The sequence below is a fragment of the Duganella dendranthematis genome (assembly GCF_012849375.1).
Classification (GTDB): Bacteria; Pseudomonadota; Gammaproteobacteria; order Burkholderiales; family Burkholderiaceae_D; genus Rugamonas; species Rugamonas dendranthematis.
The window spans coordinates 1,948,793-1,970,146 of record NZ_CP051684.1 but is presented as its reverse complement, the minus strand read 5'-3'; the positions used below and the strand labels follow the sequence as shown (position 1 = coordinate 1,970,146).

The following is a 21,354-nucleotide window of genomic DNA, read 5'->3' as shown; positions in this document are numbered from 1 at the left end:
GACTGCCATGCCGCTATTTCGTTCGCTGTTTCTGGTTCTGATGTGTTGCGCCTCCATGGCGCGAGCGGCGGACAAGTTCCCACCCGGCGCGCCGATGAAGGGGCCGGTCGGCTTTGTCTACGCGATTTACTTCGCCAAGGCGCCGGCCACCGGGCCCATGGCGGCCTTGCAAAAGGCGCTGGCGCAGCAGGGCGGTGCACTGACACTGGTGAAGGATCTGTCGCCGGCGCCGGCCGAGGCGCAACTCAGCGCCTTGCTGGAAGTCGACGTCCAGAAGAACTTTACGCCGCCGGACCTGCGCATGATCCAGTATTTCGGCCGTGGCCTGAGCAAGGAGCAGTCTGAGGAGGTTCAACTGGCGCAACAGGCGCTGGTGCTGGAATTCCGCATGCCCGCCTCGCCGACCTACGCCGGCCTGCGAGCCGCCGACCGTCTGCTGCTGCAAGTGGCCGAGCAGACCGGCGGCCTGCTGTGGGATGAAGAAACCCGCGAAATCCTCACCGCCGCCGAATGGCGCAAGCGCCGCGTCGACGGCTGGCAGGGCGACACGCCGTATGTGGCGCGCCACACGATTATCCACGCTTACCGCGAAGACCAGCTACTGCGCGAAATCACCCTCGGCATGGCCAAGTTCGGCCTGCCGGACGTGGTGGTCAACGAGGTGGCCCATTCGCAGAACAACCAGGCCGGTAACCTGATCAACATCCTGGCGCAGGCATTGGCGGAAGGCGCGGCCATCGGTCCGGGCGGCACGCTGACGCTCAACCTGAAGGCCATCAAGCACGAGTCAGTGCGCGGCGCGCAACTGCCGACGCTACAGGACAACGCCACGGCAACCGCCCAGCTGGCGCTGTATAGCGGCAAACCGGAAGAGGGCGATCCGCGCAACCGTCTGCTCGAAATCGGGTTCGACCGCTATCCGGGCCGGACCGCCATGCGCAGCAGACCGCGTTGTTTGCGTCGCTGTTCGGTTCCGCCGATTCGGTGCAGATCGTGCGGCATGACGACGCGGTGCTGGCTGCCAGCACCGCCGCCAAGGCCAGGCTGCCGGCGCTGCAACAAGCCTTCAACGCCGGCCTGCGCACCGGCGAGTACATCATGGTCAAAGCCCCCTTCGCCGCGCCGGACAATGGCCGCGAGTGGATGTGGGTGGAAGTGACCAAGTGGGACGACAAGGAAATCACCGGCCTGCTGAACAACGAACCGGCCAACATCCCCACGCTGCACAGTGGCCAGATCGTCAAAGTCAAGGCGGCGGACGTATTCGACTACATCCGCTACGACGGCAAGGGCAACGAAGAAGGCAACGAATCCGGCAAACTGATGGCAAAACAGCGCCCGGACTAATCGTAATGTGTCCACATGCGCAGGATGCGGACGATTTTCTGGTCAGGAAAGACCTCGTAGACCAGACGATGATGGATATTGATCCTGCGCGAGTAGGTGCCCGCCAGGTCACCGACCAGCTTTTCGAATGGTGGTGGCCGGGCAAACGGATCGCTGGCCAGCACGTCCAGTAGCGCTTGGGTTTGTTTTTTCAAGTGAGCGACGGCTAATTTTTTCGCGTCTTTTTCTGCTTGACGCGAATACACCAGCTGCCAGCTCACCAGCTTAATTCCTTGCTGTTGTTTTCCAGTGGCTCCGCGCGCGCTGCAAGAATCGACTCCCGCATTCCGGGCACGGAGAGCAAGTGCAGCGTTTCCTGGATTGCCGCCCAATCCTCTGCCGACACCAGCACGGCGTTATTGCGCTTGCCGGTGATGGTGACCGGTGCGTGGCTGGCGGCGGCTTCGTCAATCAGGGTGTACAGCCGGGCGCGGGCTTCGCTGGCGGAAATGGTGTCCATGGAGGCTCCTTGGGATGGCGTGGTCTAAACGTACGCTGGTGCGTACGCACTGTCAAGCGACCGGCGCAACGAGGTAAAATGTCGGCTATTCGCACTTTGATAGCCTGAAAGCCCGCCGCCATGTCCGACCTCGCAAATACTCCCGACAGCATCACCATCACCCGTCCAGACGACTGGCACCTGCATTTGCGCGACGGCGCGACGCTGGCCAGCGTGCTGCCGCATAGCGCCCGCCAGTTCGGCCGCGCCATTGTGATGCCAAATTTGAAACCGCCGGTGACCACCACGGCGGCCGCTGTCGCCTACCGCGAGCGCATTCTGGCGGCGCTGCCGAAGGAGTTCAACTTCGAGCCGCTGATGACGCTCTACCTGACCAACAACACGCAGACCGACGAAATTGTGCGCGCCATGGAGAGCGGCATTGTCCACGCGGTCAAGCTGTACCCGGCCGGCGCCACCACCAATTCGGACGCTGGCGTGACCGATCTGGCCAACTGCTACAAGGTGCTGGAGAAGATGCAGGAAGTCGGCATGCCGTTCCTGGTGCACGGCGAAGTCACCGATCAGGACATCGACCTGTTCGACCGCGAAGCCGTGTTCATCGAACGCGTGATGCGTCCACTGCGCCGCGATTTCCCGGCGCTGAATATCGTGTTTGAGCACATCACCACCAAGCACGCCGCCCAGTACGTGGCGGAAGCCGAAGGCCCGATCGCCGCGACCATCACCGCGCATCACCTGCTGTACAACCGCAACGATATCTTCAAGGGCGGCATTCGTCCTCACTACTACTGCCTGCCGGTGCTGAAGCGCGAAGAACACCGCCTGGCGCTGGTGACGGCTGCCACCAGCGGCGACGAACGCTTCTTCCTCGGCACCGATTCGGCGCCGCACGCGCAAGGCGCAAAGGAAGCCGCCTGCGGTTGCGCCGGTTGCTACACCGCGCTGCATGCGATGGAGCTGTACGCGGAAGCCTTCGAACGCGCCGGCGCGCTGGATAAACTGGAAGCCTTCGCCAGCTTCAACGGCCCGGCCTTCTACGGTCTGCCACGCAACGAAGGCACCATTACGCTAAAGCGCGAGCAGTGGACCCTGCCGGAGACCCTGCCGCTGGCCGACCAGCAGGTGGTGCCGCTCAACGCCGGCGAAACCATCAACTGGAAAATGGTGTAAGCAGTGCTGGAGACAATCGACTGGTCGCGACCGTGGTTTGAATCGGTACGCGGCGCGGCCAGCCATTTGTCGGCAGACACGCACTTCCGCGACACGTTCTGCCAGCAGGCCGCAGCACTGGGCCTGCGCAATCACCTTGGTTTGCCGATGTCGTTCGTGCCGCAGGAGGATCTGCCGGAGGGCACCGCCTACGAACAGCACATCGGCGCCACCGGTTGCGTGCCCACGCGCGACAACCTGCACGACTTCTTCAACGGCCTGGTATGGCTGACCTTCCCGCGCATCAAAGTGCAGCTGAACGCCTTGCAGGCGGCACAGATCGCGCTGGACGGCGTCGGCAAATCACGCGGTCCGGCGCGCGACGGCGCCACCATCTTCGACGAAAACGCCGCACTGCTGGTGGTGCGCGATGATGCAGAAGGCCAGGCGCTGATTGAGGCGCTGCAAGGGCATCGCTGGCATGAGGCGTTTGTCGGCCGCCGCGCGCAATGGGGTGTGGATGCGCAAGTCTGGCTGTTCGGCCACGCGCTGATGGAAAAGCTGGTCGCGCCGCGCAAGGCCATCACCGCGCACACGCGGGTGGTGCTGGCGTCCGAGGATTTCTTCGCGCTGGACCACGACGGCCGCCGCGCGTGGCTAGACGCCAAGGTCGCGCAGCAGCTGGCCGACGAAGGCCTGAGCACCGCCGGCTTCACGCCGATGCAGGCGCTGGGCGTGCCGGGCTGGTGGCCCGATCAGGATGACGCCTTCTACGCCGACGCAACGGTGTTCCGGCCCAAGCGCATCGCCGCAGTAAAATAAGCATTCCGACACCAACCAACACGCCGCCGATGCGGCAGAAAGTACACCATGACGCAGGTAATTCGCTGGGGTATTCTGGGCACGGGCAAAATCGCCAAAGCCTTCGCCACCGCTTTGCGCGAGACGCCGGACGCCAAACTGGCCGCCGTCGCTTCGCGTTCGGTAGATAGCGCTACCAAGTTTGGACAGGAGTATGGCGCCGAGCGCTTCCACGGCAGCTACCAGGCGCTGGCCGACGATCCTGAAGTGGACGTTATCTACATCGGCACGCCGCATCCCATGCACCACGAGAATGCGCTGATGTGTCTCAACGGCGGCAAGGCGGTGCTGGTGGAGAAATCGTTCACCATGAACCGCCGTCAGGCCGAGGACATCATCACCCTGGCGCGCGCCAAGAAGCTGTTCGTGATGGAGGCGATGTGGACGCGCTTCATGCCGTCCGTGGTCGAGGCCAAGCGCATCGTCGACAGCGGCGAGATCGGCAAGCCAGCCAATGTGTCGGCCGATTTCGGCTTCACCTCGGATGCCGGCCCTGAGCACCGCTTATTCGCGCCTGAACTGGGCGGCGGCGCGCTGCTGGACCTGGGCATTTATCCGCTGTCGATGTCGTCGTTCTTCCTCGGCGCGGTAACGGGCGTGAAGGCGCAGGCCGAGATGGCCCCCACCGGCGTCGATATGCAGACCGCGTTTACGCTCACGCATGAAGGCGGCGGCGTCTCGTCCTGCGCGTGCAGCTTGCGTTCGCGCACGCCGACCGAACTGGTGATCTCGGGCGAGAAGGGCTATGTGCGCCTGCACGACCGCTTCCACAACACCGACACCATCACCGTCACGCTGGTGGACGGCGCCTCGCGCAACGAGCGCACGCTGACGCTGCCGAAGTCCGGCAACGGCTACACACACGAAGCGCAGGAAGTCGGCCGCTGCCTTCGCGCAGGTCTGATCGAAAGCCCGGTGATGCCGCACGCCGAAACGCTGGCGCTGATGGGCACCCTGGACGAGATCCGCGCGCAGATCGGCCTGCGCTACCCGGCCGACGCATAAAGACCTTGCAAGCGCGGCCCGCCCGAACTGGTTACAATCTCCGGATACGATTTTAACAACGGGGATACACCATGTTCGTCGCGGACCGCGCACCTTCCTTGAAAACCGTGCTGCTTGCCACCGGCGTTGTGCTGACGATGGCGATGGGCGTGCGCCATGGTTTCGGCTTCTGGATGCAGCCGATTTCCCAAGCCCACGGCTGGACACGCGAGACCTACTCGCTGGCGCAAGCCATGCAGAACCTGATGTGGGGCGCTATCGGCCCGTTCGCCGGCATGGCGGCGGATCGCTTCGGCACCATGCGCGTGGTGCTGGTGGGCGCGGTCAGTTACGCAGCCGGCCTGTTTTGGATGGCGCTGGTCAAAGATCCTACTTTATTCGTGCTGGGCACCGGCCTGTTTGTCGGCCTGGGACTGGCGTGTACCGCGTTCGGCGCGGTCAGCGGCATTATTGGCCGCGTAGCGCCGGCGGAAAAGCGCTCGTGGGCGTTCGGCATCTCCGGCGCGGCCGGTTCGCTGGGCCAGTTCATGCTGATGCCGATCGAGCAGCAGCTGATCTCCGCGGTCGGCTGGCAGAACGCCTTCTATATACTGGGCGCCTTGCTGGTGGCGCTGATGGTGCCGATGGCTTTCTACCTGCGCGAACCTGCGGTGACGCATGCTCATGGTCCGCAGCAAAGCATCCGTGAGGCGGCCACCGAGGCATTGGGCAACCGTTCCTTCCTGCTGCTGGTGGCCGGCTATTTTGTGTGCGGCTTCCAGTTGGTGTTCATCGGCGTGCACATGCCGGCGTATTTGAAGGACAAGGGCATCGCCAATCCCGGCGTCGCTGTGATGGCGCTGGCCTTGATTGGACTATTCAATATCTTCGGTTCCTACTATGCCGGCAAGCTGGGTGGACGCCTACCTAAACGTTACCTGCTATCGGCGATTTACTTCGCGCGCGCTTTGGCGATTACCCTGTTCCTGCTGGCGCCGTTGATGCCGATCACAGTCTACCTGTTTGCGGCGGCGATGGGCGTGTTGTGGTTGTCGACAGTGCCACTCACCAATGGCATCATCGCCGGCGTGTTCGGCGTGAAGCATATGTCGATGCTGGCCGGGATCGTGTTCTTCTCGCACCAGCTGGGCAGCTTCCTCGGCGTGTGGCTGGGCGGCTATCTGTACGCGCTGCAGGGTAATTACGATGTCGTGTGGGGCATCACTATTGGGCTGGGTGTGATGGCGGGCCTGGTCAACCTGCCGATCAACGAGCGCCCGTTGGCGCGCATGCAGGCGGCATGATGAACACCTGGCTGCTGCGCGCCGCCATCGCCACCGTGCTGGCGCTGGTGTTCGCGGCTTACTTGCAGCCAGACTTTGTGGTGGATCTCGCCAACCGCATCTACCTCTGTTTTTGAAAAATTTTTAACTCTTATCAGAAGTCTGTGATGCGTCTCCTCTAAGATGTTCTGACGCTTACTACAGATAAGGGAGTTAATTATGGATGGCATCAATGCTCTTAACAGTGCTGGTATAACCTTAATAAAGGGATTGGTACTCGCTATCTTGCCATTGGTACTAGCCGCCGCGATCATTTGGTGGAGAACGCGTTCAGGCCATACGATCTTTACACGGATATGGGCCTTCTTCGCATCAAGCCGCAGTACTACAAGCTTGAAGTCAATAAAGCAGTTCCACGAAAAGCGAGCCGCACTTCTGCATTTCAGATTTACTACCGGTCTTAGTGTACGTACGCATCATCAGATGGATCGCGTGGTCTGCTGGACTGAGGAGAAGGACGAGGATGTTGGCGATATTGCCAGATGTGGGGGATTCTTTGATTTAGAGCGTTTAGAACTGCGAGAAGGGGTGGCGAAAATAAAGTGGTGGTACGAGCTGTTGCCGTTTTTCTTGGCACTCATTTTGGGAATTGCGGGATTAGGTGCGGGAGCGCTGATGGTTCCTGGTAAGGCTTTGTTGCAGGTGACGGAGACAAAGAAAAACATACTACTAAGTGAGAGCTATGTGAAGCCGCTCAATGGGAAAGGCTTCAGGCTTGCAGCGTGTAGTACGGGCTTACCTGAAAATACCGGTTTTACAGAACGGGAACAGCGAATCATTTGTGATGCAGCTAAAGACCGAGGAATGACTGAAACCGTCACCCAAAGCGTCGAAGAACAGCGCTGGGTATTGGGCTTCTTCTCGGCATTTCTGCTATTTTCGGTGATCCCCTTTTGGACCTTTTTTCGAGAGATGGCTAGCGCTCGAGCAATGCATGCACGACTTGCAAAACCCGCTACTCAGAACGAAACTCCGGGGAAAACCAAAGAAGTTGAGCCAGCTGTTTAAACGGCTAAACTTTGAGGAATTCTTCGCGACCGCCTAGCCAGCGGGCCAGGTGGGCTTCGACGGTGGCGGCTTTTTCGGGGCTGTTGGCGTGCAGCAGGTCGTGGGCGACGTCGCGGGCCTGATCCACCAGCCAGCTGTCGGTTTCCAGGTCGGCGAAGCGCAGCATGGCCTGGCCGGACTGGCGGGCGCCGAGGAATTCACCGGGGCCGCGGATTTCCAGGTCGCGGCGGGCGATTTCAAAACCGTCTGTGGTTTCGCGCATCGTCATCAGGCGCTGCTTGGCAATCTGGCCCAATGGACTTTGATACAGCAGCAAGCACACCGACGCCGCCGAGCCGCGTCCGACGCGGCCACGCAACTGGTGCAGCTGCGACAGGCCAAAACGCTCAGCATGTTCGATCACCATCAGCGACGCATTCGGCACGTCAACCCCAACTTCAATCACGGTGGTAGCCACCAGCACCTGCATTTCGTTGGCGATGAAGGCGTCCATCACTTCCTGCTTCTCTGCCGTCTTCAGGCGGCCGTGTACCAGACCTATATGCAGGTCCGGCAGCGCTTCGGCCAGCAGCGCGTGGGTGTCGGTAGCGGTTTGCAGTTGCAGCGCTTCTGACTCTTCAATCAGCGGGCAGACCCAGTAGACCTGGCGGCCTTCCTGCGCTGCCGCGTGCACACGTTCGATCACTTCGTCGCGGCGATTCTGGTCGATGGTGCGCGTGACGATCGGGCTGCGGCCCGGCGGCAGTTCGTCGATGACCGAGACTTCCAGGTCGGCGTAGTAGGTCATCGCCAGCGTGCGCGGGATCGGGGTGGCGGACATCATCAGCTGGTGCGGCACTTCGCCTTCGTTGCCTTTGTTGCGCAATACGAGGCGCTGGCCAACGCCAAAGCGGTGCTGCTCGTCGACGATCACCAGTCCAAGATTCTCGAACATCACCACCTCTTGCAGCAGCGCGTGCGTGCCGACCACCAGCCGCGCCGCGCCGGATTCGATCAGGTCATAGGCCGCCTGCTTGTCCTTTTTCTTCAAGCTGCCGCTCAGCCACGCGACCTTCACGCCCAAGGGCTCCATCCAGGCGGCAATCTTGCGGAAGTGCTGTTCGGCAAGGATTTCGGTCGGCGCCATCAGCGCGGCCTGATAGCCGCTGTCGATGGCCTGCGCCGCCGCCAGCGCGGATACCACGGTCTTGCCGCTGCCAACGTCGCCTTGCAGCAGCCGCTGCATCGGAAACGGCTGGCGCAGGTCGGCGCGGATTTCGTTCAGCACCTTTTGCTGGGCGTTGGTCAGCTTGAACGGCAGGCCGGCCTGAAACTGTTCCGACAGCGCGCCGATCACCGTCAGCGCAGGCGATCCTTTCAGGCGGCGCGCGCGCTGCGCGCGTTTCAGCGACAGCTGTTGCGCCAGCAGTTCGTCAAACTTTACCCGCGTCCAGGCGGGATGCGAACGGTCGGCCAGCGCGTGGTTGTCCACCTGCTGCGGCGGATAGTGCAGCAGCTTGACCGCCGGCTCCAGGTCGGACAGCTGCAATTGCGCGCGCAGCGAGGCGGGCAGGGTGTCGCTCCAGTCCACGCGCGTCATGGCGTCGCGGATGGCTTTGCGCAGCACCGGCTGCGACAGGCCTTCGCCGGATGGATAGACCGGCGTCAGTGAAGTCGGCAGCGGCGCCCCCTCGTTGACCACTTTATAGGCCGGATGCACCATCTCGGCGCCGAAAAAGCCATGTTTCAACTCGCCGCGCGCGCGTATCCGCGTGCCCTCGGCCAGCTGTTTGACCTGGCTGCCGTAGAAATTCATGAAGCGCAGCTGCAAATCGCCGGTGCCGTCGCTGATATGCACTAATAATTGTCGTCTTGGCTTGTAGGCGATCTCGTTTTTTACAACAACGCCCTCAACTTGGGAGGTGTCGCCGCCGTGCAGGCGGGCTTCTTCGATGGTGATGACCTGGGTTTCGTCCTCGTAGCGCATGGGCAGGTGCAGCACCAGGTCCATATCGGTGTGCAAGCCCAATTTGGCCAGTTTGGCCTCTGCGCTGACGGTTTTTTTAGCAGTTTTAGACGGTGAAACAGGCATATGGCGTAAAATAGAGGGTTGGCCGCCGCTATTGTAAGGCCTACCGTATTTTTGTTTAACAGAGTCCGCACATGTATTCGCTTTCCGATTTCGATTTTAACTTGCCGCAAGAGCGTATTGCGCAATTCCCGCTGCCAGACCGCAGCGCTTCCCGTCTGCTGCATCTGGACGGTGAGCAGATTATCGACCGCCAGTTCGCCGATATTCTCGATCTGCTGCAGCCAGGCGACCTGCTGGTGATGAACAATACCCGCGTGCTGAAGGCGCGTTTCTTCGGCATGAAGGAAAGCGGCGGCAAGGTCGAGGCGCTGGTGGAACGCGTGCTGGACAACCGCACCGTGCTGGCCCAAGTGCGCGCTTCGCGCTCGCCACTGGCCGGCACCAAGATGCGCCTGGCCGACGCCTTCGATGTCACTGTCGGCGAACGCGCCGGCGAGTTCTTCACGCTGCATTTCGACGCCGACGTGTTCGACCTGATCGAAGCCCACGGCCGTCTGCCGCTGCCGCCGTACATCGAGCACGATGCCGATTCCTTCGACGAGAACCGCTATCAGACGGTGTTCAACAAGGTGCCGGGCGCCGTGGCCGCGCCGACCGCCGGCCTGCACTTCGATGAGCCGCTGCTGGAAAAGCTGAAGGCCAAGGGCGTCAACTTCGCCTACGTCACGCTGCACGTGGGCGCCGGCACCTTCCAGCCGGTGCGCCACGAGAAACTGGCGGATCACCAGATGCATACCGAGTGGTACACCATGCCGCAGGAAACCGTGGAGGCGGTGCGCGCCACGCGCGCCGCCGGCCGCGATGTGGTGGCGGTGGGCACCACCTCCCTGCGCGCGCTGGAATCGGCTTCGCAGAGCGGCCAGTTGGAAGCGGGCAGCGCGGATACGGCGCTGTTCATCACGCCCGGCTATCTGTTCAAGACCGTGACGCGTCTGATCACCAATTTCCACCTGCCGAAGTCGACGCTGCTGATGCTGGTGTCGGCCTTCGCCGGCTATGAAGAGATCCGCAAGGCGTACGCCCACGCGATCGCCAATGAATACCGCTTCTTCAGCTACGGCGACGCCATGCTGCTGACGACGAACAATAAGGAATAAGCAATGTTGGAATTTAAGCTGCACAAGACGGACACCACCGGCGTGACCAAGGCCCGCCGTGGTGAAGTCAAGCTGAACCACGGTGTGGTGCAAACGCCGATCTTCATGCCGGTAGGCACCTATGGCTCGGTCAAGGCGATGTCGCCGCTGGAGCTGAAGGAAATCAACGCCCAGATCATCCTCGGCAATACCTTCCACCTGTGGCTGCGTCCGGGCAATGACGTCATGGCCAAGTTCGGCGGCCTGCACGACTTCATGGGCTGGGACAAGCCGATCCTGACCGATTCCGGCGGCTTCCAGGTGTTTTCGCTGGGTGCGATGCGCAAGATTACCGAGGAAGGCGTGCACTTCAACTCGCCGATCAATGGCGACAAGCTGTTCCTGTCGCCGGAAGTGTCGATGCAGATCCAGCGCGTGCTCAATTCCGACATCGTCATGCAGTTCGACGAATGCACGCCGTACGAAATCGACAAGCGCCCGGCCACGCTGGACGAAGCGGCCAAGTCGATGCGCATGTCGCTGCGCTGGGCTCAGCGTTCGCACGACGAATTCCACCGCGGCGAGAACCCGAACGCGCTGTTCGGCATCGTCCAGGGCGGCATGTTCGAGAACCTGCGCGATGAATCGCTGGCCGGCCTGGAAGAAATCGACTTCCCGGGCCTGGCCATCGGCGGCCTGTCGGTCGGCGAGCCGAAGGAAGACATGATGCGCATCTTGCAACACGTCGGCCCGAAATTGCCGGCCAACAAGCCGCACTATCTGATGGGTGTCGGCACGCCGGAGGACCTGGTGGCGGGCGTTTCCAACGGCGTCGACATGTTCGACTGCGTAATGCCGACCCGTAACGCCCGCAACGGCTGGATCTTCACCCGCTACGGCGACATCAAGATCAAGAACGCCCGTTATAAGGAAGACAAGGAGCCGTTCGACCCGACCTGCTCCTGCTACGCCTGTAAGAACTTCTCGCGCGCCTATCACCACCACCTGAACCGTACGCAGGAAATCCTCGGCGCGCGCCTGAATACCATCCACAATCTGCACTACTACCTGGACATCATGCAGCAGATGCGCGATGCGCTGGACGCCGACCGTTTCCCGGCGTGGGTGCAGCAATTCCACGCCGATCGCGCGCGTGGGGTGTAAAAGTCGTAACGCCGTTCTGCCAGTGCTAGAATACAGCGCTGTTTTTTAAACTATAGATATCGGAGTCACCAGTGTCCTTCTTCATTTCCAATGCTTATGCTCAATCCAACCCACTCGAAGCCCTCGGCGGCGGCGGTGGCTTCCTGGGCCAGTATGGTTTCCTGATTCTGATGTTCGTGGCCATGTATTTCCTGATGATCCGTCCTCAGCAAAAACGCGCCAAGGAACAAAAAGCCATGATGGAAGCGCTGACCAAGGGCGCTGAAGTGGTGACCGCCGGCGGCGTGCTGGGCAAGATCACCAAGATCTCCGACGCGTACGTGACCCTGGAAATCTCCAGCGGCGCCGAGCTGGTGGTGCAAAAGAACTCGATCACGATGGTGCTGCCAAACGGCACGCTGAAAGGCCTGTAATTCCCCCGGGCCCGCGTCTGCGCGGGCCTTTTGACGTCTCCATTGAACGTTAGAGCTATATGAATCGTTATCCAGTCTGGAAATACATAGTAATCGTGGTGGCCATCCTGTTGGGTGCGCTGTACACGGTGCCGAACTACTTCGGCGAATCGCCGGCGGTGCAGGTCACCAGCGGCAAGTCGACCGTCAAGATGAGCTCGGACATGACCGCCAAGGTGGCCGATGTGCTGACCAAGGCCGGCATCGCCAACGACGGCATCGCCTTTGACGGCACCGGCAACTACGCCTCGGTACGGGTGCGCTTCGCCACCCCGGACATTCAGTTCCACGCCAAATCGGTGCTGGAAAAAGAACTGAACACCGATCAGGAAGATCCCACCTACCTGGTGGCGCTGAACCTGCAGGCCGATACGCCGAAATGGATGCAAAGCCTGCACGCGCTGCCGATGTACCTCGGCCTCGACTTGCGCGGCGGCGTGCACTTCCTGATGCAGGTCGACAGCGAAGCCGTGCTGAACAAGCGTGTGCTGGGCATGCAGGCTGCATCGCGCTCTATCCTGCGCGACAAGAACGTGCGTCACGCCGGTATCGACAAGGTCGGCAACACCATCGAAATCAAGTTCCGCGACGACGCCACCCGCCAGAAGGCCAAGGCTGTACTGAGCGGCGAGATGACCGATTTGCTGTTCGCCGATTCCGGCGACGGCAGCGACCTGAAAACCGTGATGACCCTGAAACCGGCCGCGCTGAAGCAAACCGTGGATGACGGCGTCAAGCAGAATATCGCCACCCTGTCCAAGCGTGTCAACGAGCTGGGCGTGGCTGAACCGGTGATCCAGCAGCAAGGTCCGGACCGCATCGTGGTCCAGCTGCCAGGCGTGCAGGACGTGGCGCGCGCTCGCGCCGTGATCGGCCGCACCGCCACGCTGGAAGTGCGCATGGTCGACGAAACGATCACGCCAGGCACCGAACTGTCGGCAGCGATTCCGTTCAACTCGGAACTGTTCACCGTCGGTAAAGCCGTTCCGGTGGTGCTGTACAAGGACGTGGTGCTGACGGGCGATTACATCTCCAGCGCCGTGGCCAGCTTCGACCAGAACAACCAGCCGGCCGTGGGCCTGGAACTGAATGGCGACGGCGGCCGCCGCATGCTGGACGCCACCCGCGACCGCGTCGGCAAGAAAATGGCCATGGTGCTGTTCGAGAAGAAGGGCAAGCCGGGCGAAGTGCTGTCGGTGGCCACCGTGCAGTCCGAGCTGGGACGCCGCTTCCAGATCACCGGCATGGGCACGGCGGAAAACGCGGCGGAACTGGCGCTGCTGTTGCGCTCGGGCGCGCTGTCGGCGCCGATGGACATCATCGAAGAACGCACCATCGGCCCTGCACTGGGCGCCGAGAACATCAACAAGGGTATCCACTCGACGATGTACGGCTTTGCGGCCATCGCGATCTTCATGATCGTCTATTACATGATGTTTGGCTTCTTCAGCGTGTTCGCGCTGGCCTGCAACCTGCTGTTCCTGCTGGCCATCCTGTCGCTGATGCAAGTGACCCTGACCCTGCCGGGCATGGCCGCGATTGCGCTGGCGCTGGGTATGGCGATTGACTCCAACGTGCTGATTAACGAGCGTGTGCGGGAAGAGCTGCGTTCCGGCGCGTCGCCGCAGCAGGCGATTTCCGCTGGCTTCGACCGCGCCTGGGCCACCATTATCGACTCCAACGTCACCACGCTGATCGTCGGCGTAGCGCTGTGGGTGTTCGGCTCCGGCCCGATCCGCGGCTTCGCCGTGGTGCACACGCTGGGTATCCTGACCTCGATGTTCTCCGCCGTGTTTGTTTCGCGTGGCGTGGTCAACCTCTGGTACGGCCGCAAGAAAAAGCTGCAATCGATCGCCATCGGTACCGTTTGGGTACCGGGTCAGAAATAACCAGGGGCACTGAGCATGGAATTTTTCCGCATTAAAAAAGACATTCCGTTCATGCGCCACGCGCTGGTGTTCAACGCTATTTCGGCGTTGACCTTCGTCGCGGCCGTGTTCTTCCTGATCACCCGTCCGCTGAACTTCTCCGTGGAGTTCACCGGCGGCACCGTGATGGAGCTGAAATACAAGGACGCGGCCAACCTGGAACGGATCCGCCATACGCTGGAAAGCATCGGCTACGAGCAGCCTGAAGCCACCGGCTTCGGCACCGCCCACGACGTGATGCTGCGTCTGCCGGTGGTGAAGGGCATCACCTCCAACGCCGCTTCGGCCAAGGTGTACGATGCGCTGTGCAAGGCCGAAAGCGGCGCTATGAAGCAGATCGACACCGTCACCGGCAAAGGCGAGCACGTGGTCAAGCAGGCTTGCTCGGACGCCGCCGGCGCCGAGTTGGTTGGTTTGCAGAAGGTGGAATTCGTCGGCCCGCAGGTGGGCGACGAGCTGGCCCAGAATGGCCTCAACGCGCTGGTGATGGTGATTATCGGCGTGATGATCTACCTGGCCGTGCGCTTCGAATGGAAATTCGCGGTCGCCGCGATTATCGCCAACTTGCACGACGTGGTGATCATTCTCGGCTTCTTCGCCTTCTTCCATTGGGAATTCTCGCTGACCGTGCTGGCCGGTATCCTGGCTGTGCTGGGCTACTCAGTCAATGAGTCGGTGGTGATTTTCGACCGGATCCGCGAAAACTTCCGCAAGCAGCGCAAGGCGTCGGTGCATGAAGTGATCGACAACGCGATCACCTCGACCATCTCGCGCACCATCATCACCCACGGCTGTACGCAGATGATGGTGCTGTCGATGCTGTTCCTGGGCGGTCCGACGCTGCACTACTTCGCCATGGCGCTGACGATCGGTATCTGCTTCGGCATTTACTCGTCGGTGTTCGTGGCCGCCGCTGTCGCCATGTGGCTGGGCGTGAAGCGCGAAGACCTGATCAAGCCGATCAAGGAAAAAGACGAAACCGATGGCGCTGTAGTGTAAATCAACGTTATCAAATTGATAGTAGAATCCCCCAGTGCATTTTTGCCTGGGGGATTTTTTTTATGGGTTACCGATTACTGGCCGGCCTGCTGCTGTGCTGTTCCGCGCAGGCGGCCGAATTGCCGTGGGACTTGAGTTACAAGTCGGCCTTGCGCCAGCATCCGGCCGCCGCGCAGGAGGGCTGGGCAGATTGGGTGGCCAAGTATCCGCAACGCCCGATTCATCAACTGCTGAAGGAATACGCCGGGCCGCGCATCGAGTCGTCGCTGCTGATCGAGCAACCGGGGCCGCATTCCTCGCACACGCTGGCCACCTGGATTTACACCACCCGCGATGATGCACAGTGGTGCGCCTTTGACGAGCGCAGCCTGCCGCTCCAGCAGAAAATCTGCTATCCCATGGAGCGTCCAGTGGCGCAGGACATCATCCGCGAAGTGATGGCGATGCCCGATCCGCCGCCGCCCGTTCGCACTGCCGGCGCGCAGGACTACAAGACCTATTATTTTGGGTTCCTGAGCGTGTACCAGGATGGCAAAGCGTTGCAACGTCCGCTGAAGCTGGATGAGTGGCAGCGTGACGACACGCCGCTGCTGGCGGCAGTGATGGCGCGCGCAGTGCAGTCGGTCGAGGAACTCGGCCGCCGCAATCGCGATTAACCAGCCCCCCGGAGATATCCTGATGCCTTACCGATTACTGGCAGCCTTGCTGCTGTGCTGTTCCGCGCAGGCGGCCGAGTTGCCGTGGGATTTGAGTTACCAGTCGGCGTTGCGCGACCATCCGATCGCGGAGAATGAATTCATGCGCATCTGGCCGCAGCAGCATCCGCAGCGGCCGATCCATGACAGGTTGGCGGCCTACAAGGGGGAGCCGATCGAGGCGTCGCTGCTGATCGAGCGGCCGGATGGCCATGCCGGCGATGCGCAGGCGACGTGGTTCATCGTCACCCGCAGTGGCGCGCAGGCCTGCCCGTTCCATCCGCAATCGCTGAAGCAGCCGTGCCAGACGCTGGACCGCGAACGGGTGCAGAACGCCATCCGCCAGATCATGCTGACGCCCGATCCGCGTCCGCCGGCCGGGCAGGGCACGGTGGGCGACGCCAATTACTTCGGCCAGGGCAAGCCGCTGCTGATGAATTACATGGGCTACGTCAGCGCCTACATCGACGGCAAGGTGTTGCAACGCCCGGTCAGCCTGACGGAACTCGATCCGGCCGCGCAAGGGCCGGAGGCGGGCCGGCTGGTGGCGATCCTGCAGCGCGCTGTGGCGACGGATGGCGTCGCAGCCGCGCGGCCGGTGACGCCGGAGCGAGCCGTCGCGACCGAGGTCGAAGATGAAAAGGAACGCAAGGCACGCAGCGCGCTGATCGAGGAAGTGCAAGGCTATCTGATCAGGTCCGATTACAAGAAGCTGGATGCGCTGCGCAACAAGCTGCTCAAATCGCAGGAACGCACGCCCAGCGGCGTGTGGAAGCTGGCGATCTTCTATAACCAGCTCAAGGAATTCCCCGGCCGCAGCCGCGAACCCGAGTACTGGCTCAAGAGGGAAGCCAGCGCCAAAGCGTGGGAGAAGCAGGCGCCGACGTCCGGCGCGGCGCGCATCTTTCACGCCTACGTGCTGCTGGCGCGCGGCCTGTCCTATCGCGGCAGCGCCTTCTACGACAAGGTGCCCAGGGAAGACATCAAGCGCATGCTGGCCGCGATCGACGAGGGCAATGCGGTGCTGTTCTACGCCGAGAAGCAGCTGCTCAAGGATAAGGATCCGGAACTGTTCCGCGTCCGCATGACGCTGACGCCGTGGGGCGACAACTTCCGCGCGCTGAGCAACCGCACGGCGCTGGACAAGGCCATCGCCCTGTATCCCGATTATCACGAGACATACTTCACGGCGACGCTATACGGCAGCGCCATGTGGCATGCGTCTCCGGACGAAATCGACGAAATCGCCCGGCGCGGCAGCAAGGCCGGCGGCGCCGATGCGGCCGCGATGTATGCGCGCGTCTACTGGTACGCCAACCGCGATGTCTACGAAGACAAGCTGTTTGACGACCCGGCCAGCCTGGTGGACTGGGATACGATGAAGACCAGCTTCGAGGCGCTGGTGGCGCGTTATCCGGATGCCTGGAACCTCAACGCCTACGCCAACTTCGCCTGCCAGGCGCGCGACTATCCGACCATGGACGCGGTGCTGCGCCGCGCCGGCGACAAGCGCGTCTACCAGACCTGGCGCAACGGCGAAGGGGGCTACGCCGACTGCCTGACCCACAGCGGCGAACCACGGGTGCGCCAGGCCGCCGCCGACATCCGCAAGCGCGAGGACGCGCTGTATCGCGGGCTGCTGTATTTCGCCAGCGCGGTGGCGCGCAAACAGGGCTATATGGAAGAATCGCTGCGCGCGCTGGACAAGGCGGAACCGATCGGCATGCGCATCTACACCGGCGGCCCGAATATGCCGCTGTATTACCACCGCGCGCGGGCGCTGCTGGTGCTCAAGCGTTACGACGAAGCGGTGACGGCGCTGACCACCGGCCTGCCGCACCAGCCGGATTACTTCGAAGCGTATTACTATCGCGGCCTGGCCTACGAAGGTCTCGGCCGACTCGACGAAGCGCAGCGCGATTTCGAACAGGCGGGATCATTGCTGCAAAAGCTCAAGCGTGAAGGCAAGCTGGTCTTCACCGGCACCGACGAGCAGAAGGCGCTGTACCGTACTGAAATGGGCAAAATGCTGGCCAAGTTCAAGCAATATAACGTCGCGGCGCCGGAAATCGACCTGTAACTGCACCACTACCGTGCGACAGGCTGGCATGGGGATTGCATGTTTTCTGATCTCGGGACTGGAGGCAACGCATGCAAGCTACTCTACAGAAGACGCTGGGCACGTTTCAACTTTGGGGCATCGCGGTCGGCCTGGTGATCTCGGGCGAATACTTCGGCTGGAGTTATGGCTGGGCGTCGGCCGGCACGCTGGGCTTCACCGTGACGGCGCTGTTCATCGCCGCGATGTACACCGCGTTCATCTTCAGCTTTACTGAACTGACCACCTCCATTCCGCATGCCGGCGGACCTTTTGCATACAGCAAGCGCGCGTTCGGGCCGCTGGGCGGCTATCTGGCCGGCGCCGCCACGCTGATCGAATTCTTGTTTGCGCCGCCGGCGATTGCGCTCGCCATCGGCGCCTATCTCAATGTGCAGTTCCCTCAGGTCGAGCCGAAAACGGCGGCGGTGTGCGCCTTCCTGGTTTTCATGATGCTGAATATCCTCGGCGTGCAGATCGCCGCCACCTTCGAACTGGTGGTGACGCTGCTGGCGATCTTTGAGCTGCTGGTATTCATGGGCGTGGTCGCGCCGGGATTTTCGGCGGCGAATTTCGTTAAGGGTGGCTGGTCCGGGCAGGACGCCTTCACACTGGCGGCGATTCCCGGCATGTTTGCGGCGATCCCGTTTGCCATCTGGTTCTTCCTGGCGATTGAAGGCGTGGCGATGGCGGCGGAGGAAGCGCGCGATCCACAGCGTTCGGTGCCGATCGCCTACATCGCCGGCATTGCGACACTGGTGCTGCTGGCGCTGGGCGTCATGGTGTTTGCCGGCGGCGCCGGCGACTGGACCAAGCTGGCCAACATCAACGATCCGCTGCCGCAGGCGATGAAGCTGATCGTCGGTGAACATAGCGGCTGGCTGCACATGCTGGTGTGGCTTGGGCTGTTTGGCTTGATCGCTTCCTTTCACGGCATCATTCTGGGCTACTCGCGGCAGATTTATGCGCTGGCGCGCGAGGCGTATCTGCCGGCGTACTTCGCCAGGATTCACCCGCGCTTCAAGACGCCGCATCGCGCCATTCTGGCCGGCGGCGTGGTGGGCATCGCCGCCATCTACAGCGACCAGTTGATCACGCTGGGCGGCCAGACGCTGACGGCGAATATTGTGACACTGTCGGTGTTCGGCGCGATCACCATGTACATCATCAGCATGCTGGCGCTGTTTAAGCTGCGGCGGGATGAGCCGACGATGGCGCGGCCGTTCCGCGCGCCGTGCTATCCATTTTTCCCGGCCGTCGCGCTGGTGGGGGCGCTGGTCTGCATGGCGACCATGATCTATTACAATGCGGTGATCTTCTGTGTGTTTGTGGTGATGCTGTTGCTGGGTTATGGTGTTTTCCGAAAGGACCGTGATGGGCTACTCGCACCAGGTCGGCAGTAAGACCTATCTGTTCCGCGATCTAAAGGATGTGATGGCGAAGGCGACGCCTGCGCGCTCGGGCGACTATCTGGCCGGCGTCGCTGCCGGCAGCGCCGAGGAGCGCGTCGCCGCGCAGATGGCGTTGGCCGAGCTGCCGCTTGCCACTTTCCTCAACGAGGCGCTGGTGCCTTACGAAGAGGATGAGGTGACGCGGCTGATCGTCGATACGCACGATGCGGCGGCTTTCGCGCGCGTGTCGCATCTGACCGTGGGCGATTTTCGCAACTGGCTGCTGAGCGATGCTGCCGATGGCGTCGCACTAACCGCATTGGCGCCGGGGGTGACGCCGGAGATGGCGGCGGCGGTATCCAAGATCATGCGTGTGCAGGATCTGGTGCTGGTGGCGCGCAAGTGCAGCGTGGTCACGCGCTTTCGCAATACGATAGGGCTGGCGGGATGCATGTCGACGCGCTTGCAGCCCAATCATCCGACCGACGACGCCAGCGGCATCGCGGCCAGCCTGCTTGATGGGCTGTTATATGGCAGCGGTGACGCGGTGATCGGCATCAATCCGGCCACGGACAATGTGCCGCAGGTGATCAAGCTGGTGTCGATGCTGGACGAGATCATTGCGCGTTACGCGATTCCGACCCAGTCCTGCGTGCTGACGCACGTGACCAACACCATCGCCGCCATCGAGCGTGGCGCGCCGGTGGACCTGGTGTTCCAGTCGATTGCCGGCACCGAGGCGGCCAATGCTGGTTTCGGCGTGACGCTGTCGCTGCTGGACGAGGCGCGCCAGGCGGCGCTGTCGCTCGGGCGCGGTACTGTGGGCAACAACGTGATGTATTTCGAGACGGGGCAGGGCAGTGCGCTGTCGGCCAATGCGCATCATGGCGTCGACCAGCAGACGTGCGAGGCGCGCGCGTATGCGGTGGCGCGGCGCTTCCAGCCGCTGCTGGTGAATTCGGTGGTGGGCTTCATCGGGCCGGAGTATCTGTATGACGGCAAGCAGATTGTGCGCGCGGGACTGGAGGATCACTTCTGCGCCAAGCTGCTTGGTTTGCCGATGGGCTGTGATGTCTGCTACACCAATCATGCGGAGGCGGATCAGGATGACATGGATGTGCTGTTAACGATGCTGGGGGCGGCCGGCGGCACGTTTGTCATGGGCGTGCCGGGATCGGACGACATCATGCTCAATTATCAGAGTACCTCGTTCCATGATGCGCTGTATGTGCGGCGCGTGCTGGGCCTGAAGCCGGCGCCGGAGTTTGAGGCGTGGTTGCAGGCGATGGGCGTCGTCACCGGCGATGCGCGCTTTACCTTGGCGGATGTTTTGCCACCGGCTTTCAATAACGCCTTGCTGCGGTTGGCGGCGCATGGATAAGCCAGTGACCAGCAATCCGTGGAGCGCGCTGCAGCAGTTCACGGCGGCGCGGATTGCGCTGGGGCGTAGTGGCGTCAGTCAGCCGACGGCGCCGCAGCTGGCGTTCCAGCAGGCGCATGCGCGTGCCCGCGATGCCGTGCATCTGGCGCTCGATCCGGTGGCGCTGGGCGAGGCGCTGCACGACGCCAGCGGCTTGCCGTGGATAAGCCTGCATAGCGCCGCACCGGACCGCAATACCTACCTGCAACGCCCCGACCTCGGCCGCCGCCTGGACGACGCCTCGCGCGCGAAGCTGGCCGCCACCACCACGCCGGCCGCCGCTGCCACCACGACCGCGCCGGCCGACGCCGACCCTTCCACCGCCGATGCGGTCACCGCCGCGATGCCCGCCGCCGCCATCGCGCCCGCCACGCCTTCCGCCGCCGGCGCGTGCTACGACCTCGCGCTGGTGGTTGCCGATGGCCTGTCGGCGCTGGCGATTGAGCAGAACGCCGCGCCGCTGATTCGCGCGTTGATGGCGCGTCTGTCGGCCGAGCAGTGGCGCCTGGCGCCGATCACCATCGTGCAGCAAGGCCGCGTCGCCATTGGCGACGAAGTCGCCCATCTGCTCGATGCGCAAGCGGTGGTGGTGCTGATCGGCGAACGTCCCGGCCTCAGCTCCCCTGACAGCATGGGCCTGTACCTCACCTGGGCGCCACGCCCCGGCCTCACGGACGCCAGCCGCAACTGCATCTCGAATGTCCGCCCGGCGGGCTTGACCTGCGACGCGGCAGCGTTCAAGCTTCACTACCTGTTGTCCGAAGCGCGCCGCCGCCAGTTATCCGGCGTCGCACTGAAAGACGAAACCGCGAGCGACAGCGCCGACCTGGAGGCGCCACGGCGCAATTTCCTGTTGGAGTGAACGT

General features: G+C 62.4%; 20 protein-coding genes. 17 read left to right on the top strand and 3 right to left on the bottom strand.

Annotated features, from left to right (window positions below; translation table 11 throughout):
* Positions 1-7 precede the first annotated feature (7 nt).
* Together HH213_RS30120 and HH213_RS09165 are read left to right on the top strand one after the other, a co-directional pair.
* Positions 8-1,159, top strand: coding sequence for a hypothetical protein (locus HH213_RS30120; RefSeq protein WP_229263363.1), 1,152 nt, complete (start codon positions 8-10; stop codon positions 1,157-1,159).
* Positions 1,099-1,347: a DUF2314 domain-containing protein gene (locus HH213_RS09165; RefSeq protein ID WP_371875697.1), complete on the top strand. Its 249-nt coding sequence runs from the start codon at positions 1,099-1,101 to the stop codon at positions 1,345-1,347. The genes HH213_RS30120 and HH213_RS09165 overlap by 61 nt, the downstream gene beginning before the upstream one ends.
* On the opposite strand, the gene HH213_RS09160 is transcribed toward HH213_RS09165, so the two are convergent.
* Together HH213_RS09160 and HH213_RS09155 are read right to left on the bottom strand one after the other, a co-directional pair.
* Positions 1,344-1,607, bottom strand: coding sequence for a Txe/YoeB family addiction module toxin (locus tag HH213_RS09160; protein ID WP_169112059.1), 264 nt, complete (start codon positions 1,605-1,607; stop codon positions 1,344-1,346). The two genes, HH213_RS09165 and HH213_RS09160, sit on opposite strands and share 4 nt — an antisense overlap.
* Positions 1,604-1,846 carry a type II toxin-antitoxin system Phd/YefM family antitoxin gene (locus HH213_RS09155; RefSeq protein ID WP_169112058.1) on the bottom strand — a complete coding sequence of 81 codons (243 nt, stop codon included), beginning with the start codon at positions 1,844-1,846 and terminating at the stop codon, positions 1,604-1,606. Before HH213_RS09155 ends, HH213_RS09160 begins: the two co-directional genes overlap by 4 nt.
* Positions 1,847-1,966: 120 nt before the next feature.
* Between HH213_RS09155 and pyrC the strand changes: the two genes are divergently transcribed.
* The 5 genes from pyrC (at position 1,967) to HH213_RS09130 (ending at position 7,194) form a co-directional block, all read left to right on the top strand.
* Positions 1,967-3,019: a dihydroorotase gene (pyrC, locus tag HH213_RS09150; protein WP_169112057.1), complete on the top strand. Its 1,053-nt coding sequence runs from the start codon at positions 1,967-1,969 to the stop codon at positions 3,017-3,019.
* 3 nt (positions 3,020-3,022) lie between these two features.
* Positions 3,023-3,820, top strand: a complete 798-nt coding sequence (locus HH213_RS09145) for a DUF3025 domain-containing protein (RefSeq protein WP_169112056.1) — start codon at positions 3,023-3,025, stop codon at positions 3,818-3,820.
* Between the two features lie 48 nt (positions 3,821-3,868).
* Complete coding sequence (locus HH213_RS09140; RefSeq protein WP_169112055.1) at positions 3,869-4,864, top strand: Gfo/Idh/MocA family protein; 996 nt, start codon at positions 3,869-3,871, stop codon at positions 4,862-4,864.
* 71 nt (positions 4,865-4,935) lie between these two features.
* Positions 4,936-6,147, top strand: coding sequence for an MFS transporter (locus tag HH213_RS09135; RefSeq protein WP_110845569.1), 1,212 nt, complete (start codon positions 4,936-4,938; stop codon positions 6,145-6,147).
* 198 nt (positions 6,148-6,345) lie between these two features.
* Positions 6,346-7,194 carry a DUF6216 family protein gene (locus HH213_RS09130; protein ID WP_110889073.1) on the top strand — a complete coding sequence of 283 codons (849 nt, stop codon included), beginning with the start codon at positions 6,346-6,348 and terminating at the stop codon, positions 7,192-7,194.
* A gap of 4 nt (positions 7,195-7,198) precedes the next feature.
* Here HH213_RS09130 and recG read toward each other — a convergent pair whose 3' ends face one another.
* A complete protein-coding gene (gene recG, locus HH213_RS09125) occupies positions 7,199-9,265 on the bottom strand; it encodes an ATP-dependent DNA helicase RecG (protein WP_169112054.1) in 2,067 nt (688 codons plus the stop codon).
* Between the two features lie 71 nt (positions 9,266-9,336).
* On the opposite strand from recG, the gene queA reads away from it, so the two are divergent.
* From queA to HH213_RS09075, 10 genes are all read left to right on the top strand, one after another.
* A complete protein-coding gene (gene queA / locus HH213_RS09120) occupies positions 9,337-10,362 on the top strand; it encodes a tRNA preQ1(34) S-adenosylmethionine ribosyltransferase-isomerase QueA (RefSeq protein ID WP_169112053.1) in 1,026 nt (341 codons plus the stop codon).
* 3 nt (positions 10,363-10,365) lie between these two features.
* Positions 10,366-11,505, top strand: a complete 1,140-nt coding sequence (tgt, locus tag HH213_RS09115; RefSeq protein ID WP_110845565.1) for a tRNA guanosine(34) transglycosylase Tgt — start codon at positions 10,366-10,368, stop codon at positions 11,503-11,505.
* A 71-nt stretch (positions 11,506-11,576) separates the two neighbouring features.
* Entirely contained in the window at positions 11,577-11,918 is a 342-nt protein-coding gene (gene yajC / locus HH213_RS09110) for a preprotein translocase subunit YajC (RefSeq protein ID WP_110845564.1), read from the top strand.
* Between the two features lie 59 nt (positions 11,919-11,977).
* A complete protein-coding gene (gene secD / locus HH213_RS09105; RefSeq protein WP_169112052.1) occupies positions 11,978-13,846 on the top strand; it encodes a protein translocase subunit SecD in 1,869 nt (622 codons plus the stop codon).
* Between the two features lie 15 nt (positions 13,847-13,861).
* On the top strand, positions 13,862-14,884 hold the full coding sequence (gene secF, locus HH213_RS09100; protein WP_169112051.1) for a protein translocase subunit SecF: 1,023 nt from the start codon (positions 13,862-13,864) through the stop codon (positions 14,882-14,884).
* Between the two features lie 62 nt (positions 14,885-14,946).
* A complete protein-coding gene (locus tag HH213_RS09095; protein WP_169112050.1) occupies positions 14,947-15,540 on the top strand; it encodes a hypothetical protein in 594 nt (197 codons plus the stop codon).
* A 22-nt stretch (positions 15,541-15,562) separates the two neighbouring features.
* Positions 15,563-17,659, top strand: coding sequence for a tetratricopeptide repeat protein (locus HH213_RS29855; RefSeq protein WP_217363502.1), 2,097 nt, complete (start codon positions 15,563-15,565; stop codon positions 17,657-17,659).
* 71 nt (positions 17,660-17,730) lie between these two features.
* On the top strand, positions 17,731-19,080 hold the full coding sequence (eat, locus tag HH213_RS09085) for an ethanolamine permease (protein ID WP_169112049.1): 1,350 nt from the start codon (positions 17,731-17,733) through the stop codon (positions 19,078-19,080).
* The gene (locus HH213_RS09080) at positions 19,052-20,449 is read left to right on the top strand and encodes an ethanolamine ammonia-lyase subunit EutB (protein WP_169112048.1); all 1,398 of its coding nucleotides are present in this window, start codon (positions 19,052-19,054) and stop codon (positions 20,447-20,449) included. Before eat ends, HH213_RS09080 begins: the two co-directional genes overlap by 29 nt.
* Positions 20,442-21,350: an ethanolamine ammonia-lyase subunit EutC gene (locus HH213_RS09075; RefSeq protein ID WP_169112047.1), complete on the top strand. Its 909-nt coding sequence runs from the start codon at positions 20,442-20,444 to the stop codon at positions 21,348-21,350. Before HH213_RS09080 ends, HH213_RS09075 begins: the two co-directional genes overlap by 8 nt.
* The last annotated feature ends 4 nt before the right edge of the window (positions 21,351-21,354 follow it).

Excerpts from the sequence above, each read along its gene's own strand:
- HH213_RS30120 (WP_229263363.1), top strand. The coding sequence starts at position 8 with ATGCCGCTATTTCGTTCGCTGTTTCTGGTTCTGATGTGTTGCGCCTCC.
- HH213_RS09165 (WP_371875697.1), top strand. The coding sequence starts at position 1,099 with ATGGTCAAAGCCCCCTTCGCCGCGCCGGACAATGGCCGCGAGTGGATG.
- HH213_RS09155 (WP_169112058.1), bottom strand. The coding sequence starts at position 1,846 with ATGGACACCATTTCCGCCAGCGAAGCCCGCGCCCGGCTGTACACCCTG.
- pyrC (WP_169112057.1), top strand. The coding sequence starts at position 1,967 with ATGTCCGACCTCGCAAATACTCCCGACAGCATCACCATCACCCGTCCA.
- HH213_RS09140 (WP_169112055.1), top strand. The coding sequence starts at position 3,869 with ATGACGCAGGTAATTCGCTGGGGTATTCTGGGCACGGGCAAAATCGCC.
- HH213_RS09135 (WP_110845569.1), top strand. The coding sequence starts at position 4,936 with ATGTTCGTCGCGGACCGCGCACCTTCCTTGAAAACCGTGCTGCTTGCC.
- HH213_RS09130 (WP_110889073.1), top strand. The coding sequence starts at position 6,346 with ATGGATGGCATCAATGCTCTTAACAGTGCTGGTATAACCTTAATAAAG.
- recG (WP_169112054.1), bottom strand. The coding sequence starts at position 9,265 with ATGCCTGTTTCACCGTCTAAAACTGCTAAAAAAACCGTCAGCGCAGAG.
- queA (WP_169112053.1), top strand. The coding sequence starts at position 9,337 with ATGTATTCGCTTTCCGATTTCGATTTTAACTTGCCGCAAGAGCGTATT.
- tgt (WP_110845565.1), top strand. The coding sequence starts at position 10,366 with ATGTTGGAATTTAAGCTGCACAAGACGGACACCACCGGCGTGACCAAG.
- secD (WP_169112052.1), top strand. The coding sequence starts at position 11,978 with ATGAATCGTTATCCAGTCTGGAAATACATAGTAATCGTGGTGGCCATC.
- secF (WP_169112051.1), top strand. The coding sequence starts at position 13,862 with ATGGAATTTTTCCGCATTAAAAAAGACATTCCGTTCATGCGCCACGCG.
- HH213_RS09095 (WP_169112050.1), top strand. The coding sequence starts at position 14,947 with ATGGGTTACCGATTACTGGCCGGCCTGCTGCTGTGCTGTTCCGCGCAG.
- HH213_RS29855 (WP_217363502.1), top strand. The coding sequence starts at position 15,563 with ATGCCTTACCGATTACTGGCAGCCTTGCTGCTGTGCTGTTCCGCGCAG.
- eat (WP_169112049.1), top strand. The coding sequence starts at position 17,731 with ATGCAAGCTACTCTACAGAAGACGCTGGGCACGTTTCAACTTTGGGGC.
- HH213_RS09080 (WP_169112048.1), top strand. The coding sequence starts at position 19,052 with ATGGGCTACTCGCACCAGGTCGGCAGTAAGACCTATCTGTTCCGCGAT.
- HH213_RS09075 (WP_169112047.1), top strand. The coding sequence starts at position 20,442 with ATGGATAAGCCAGTGACCAGCAATCCGTGGAGCGCGCTGCAGCAGTTC.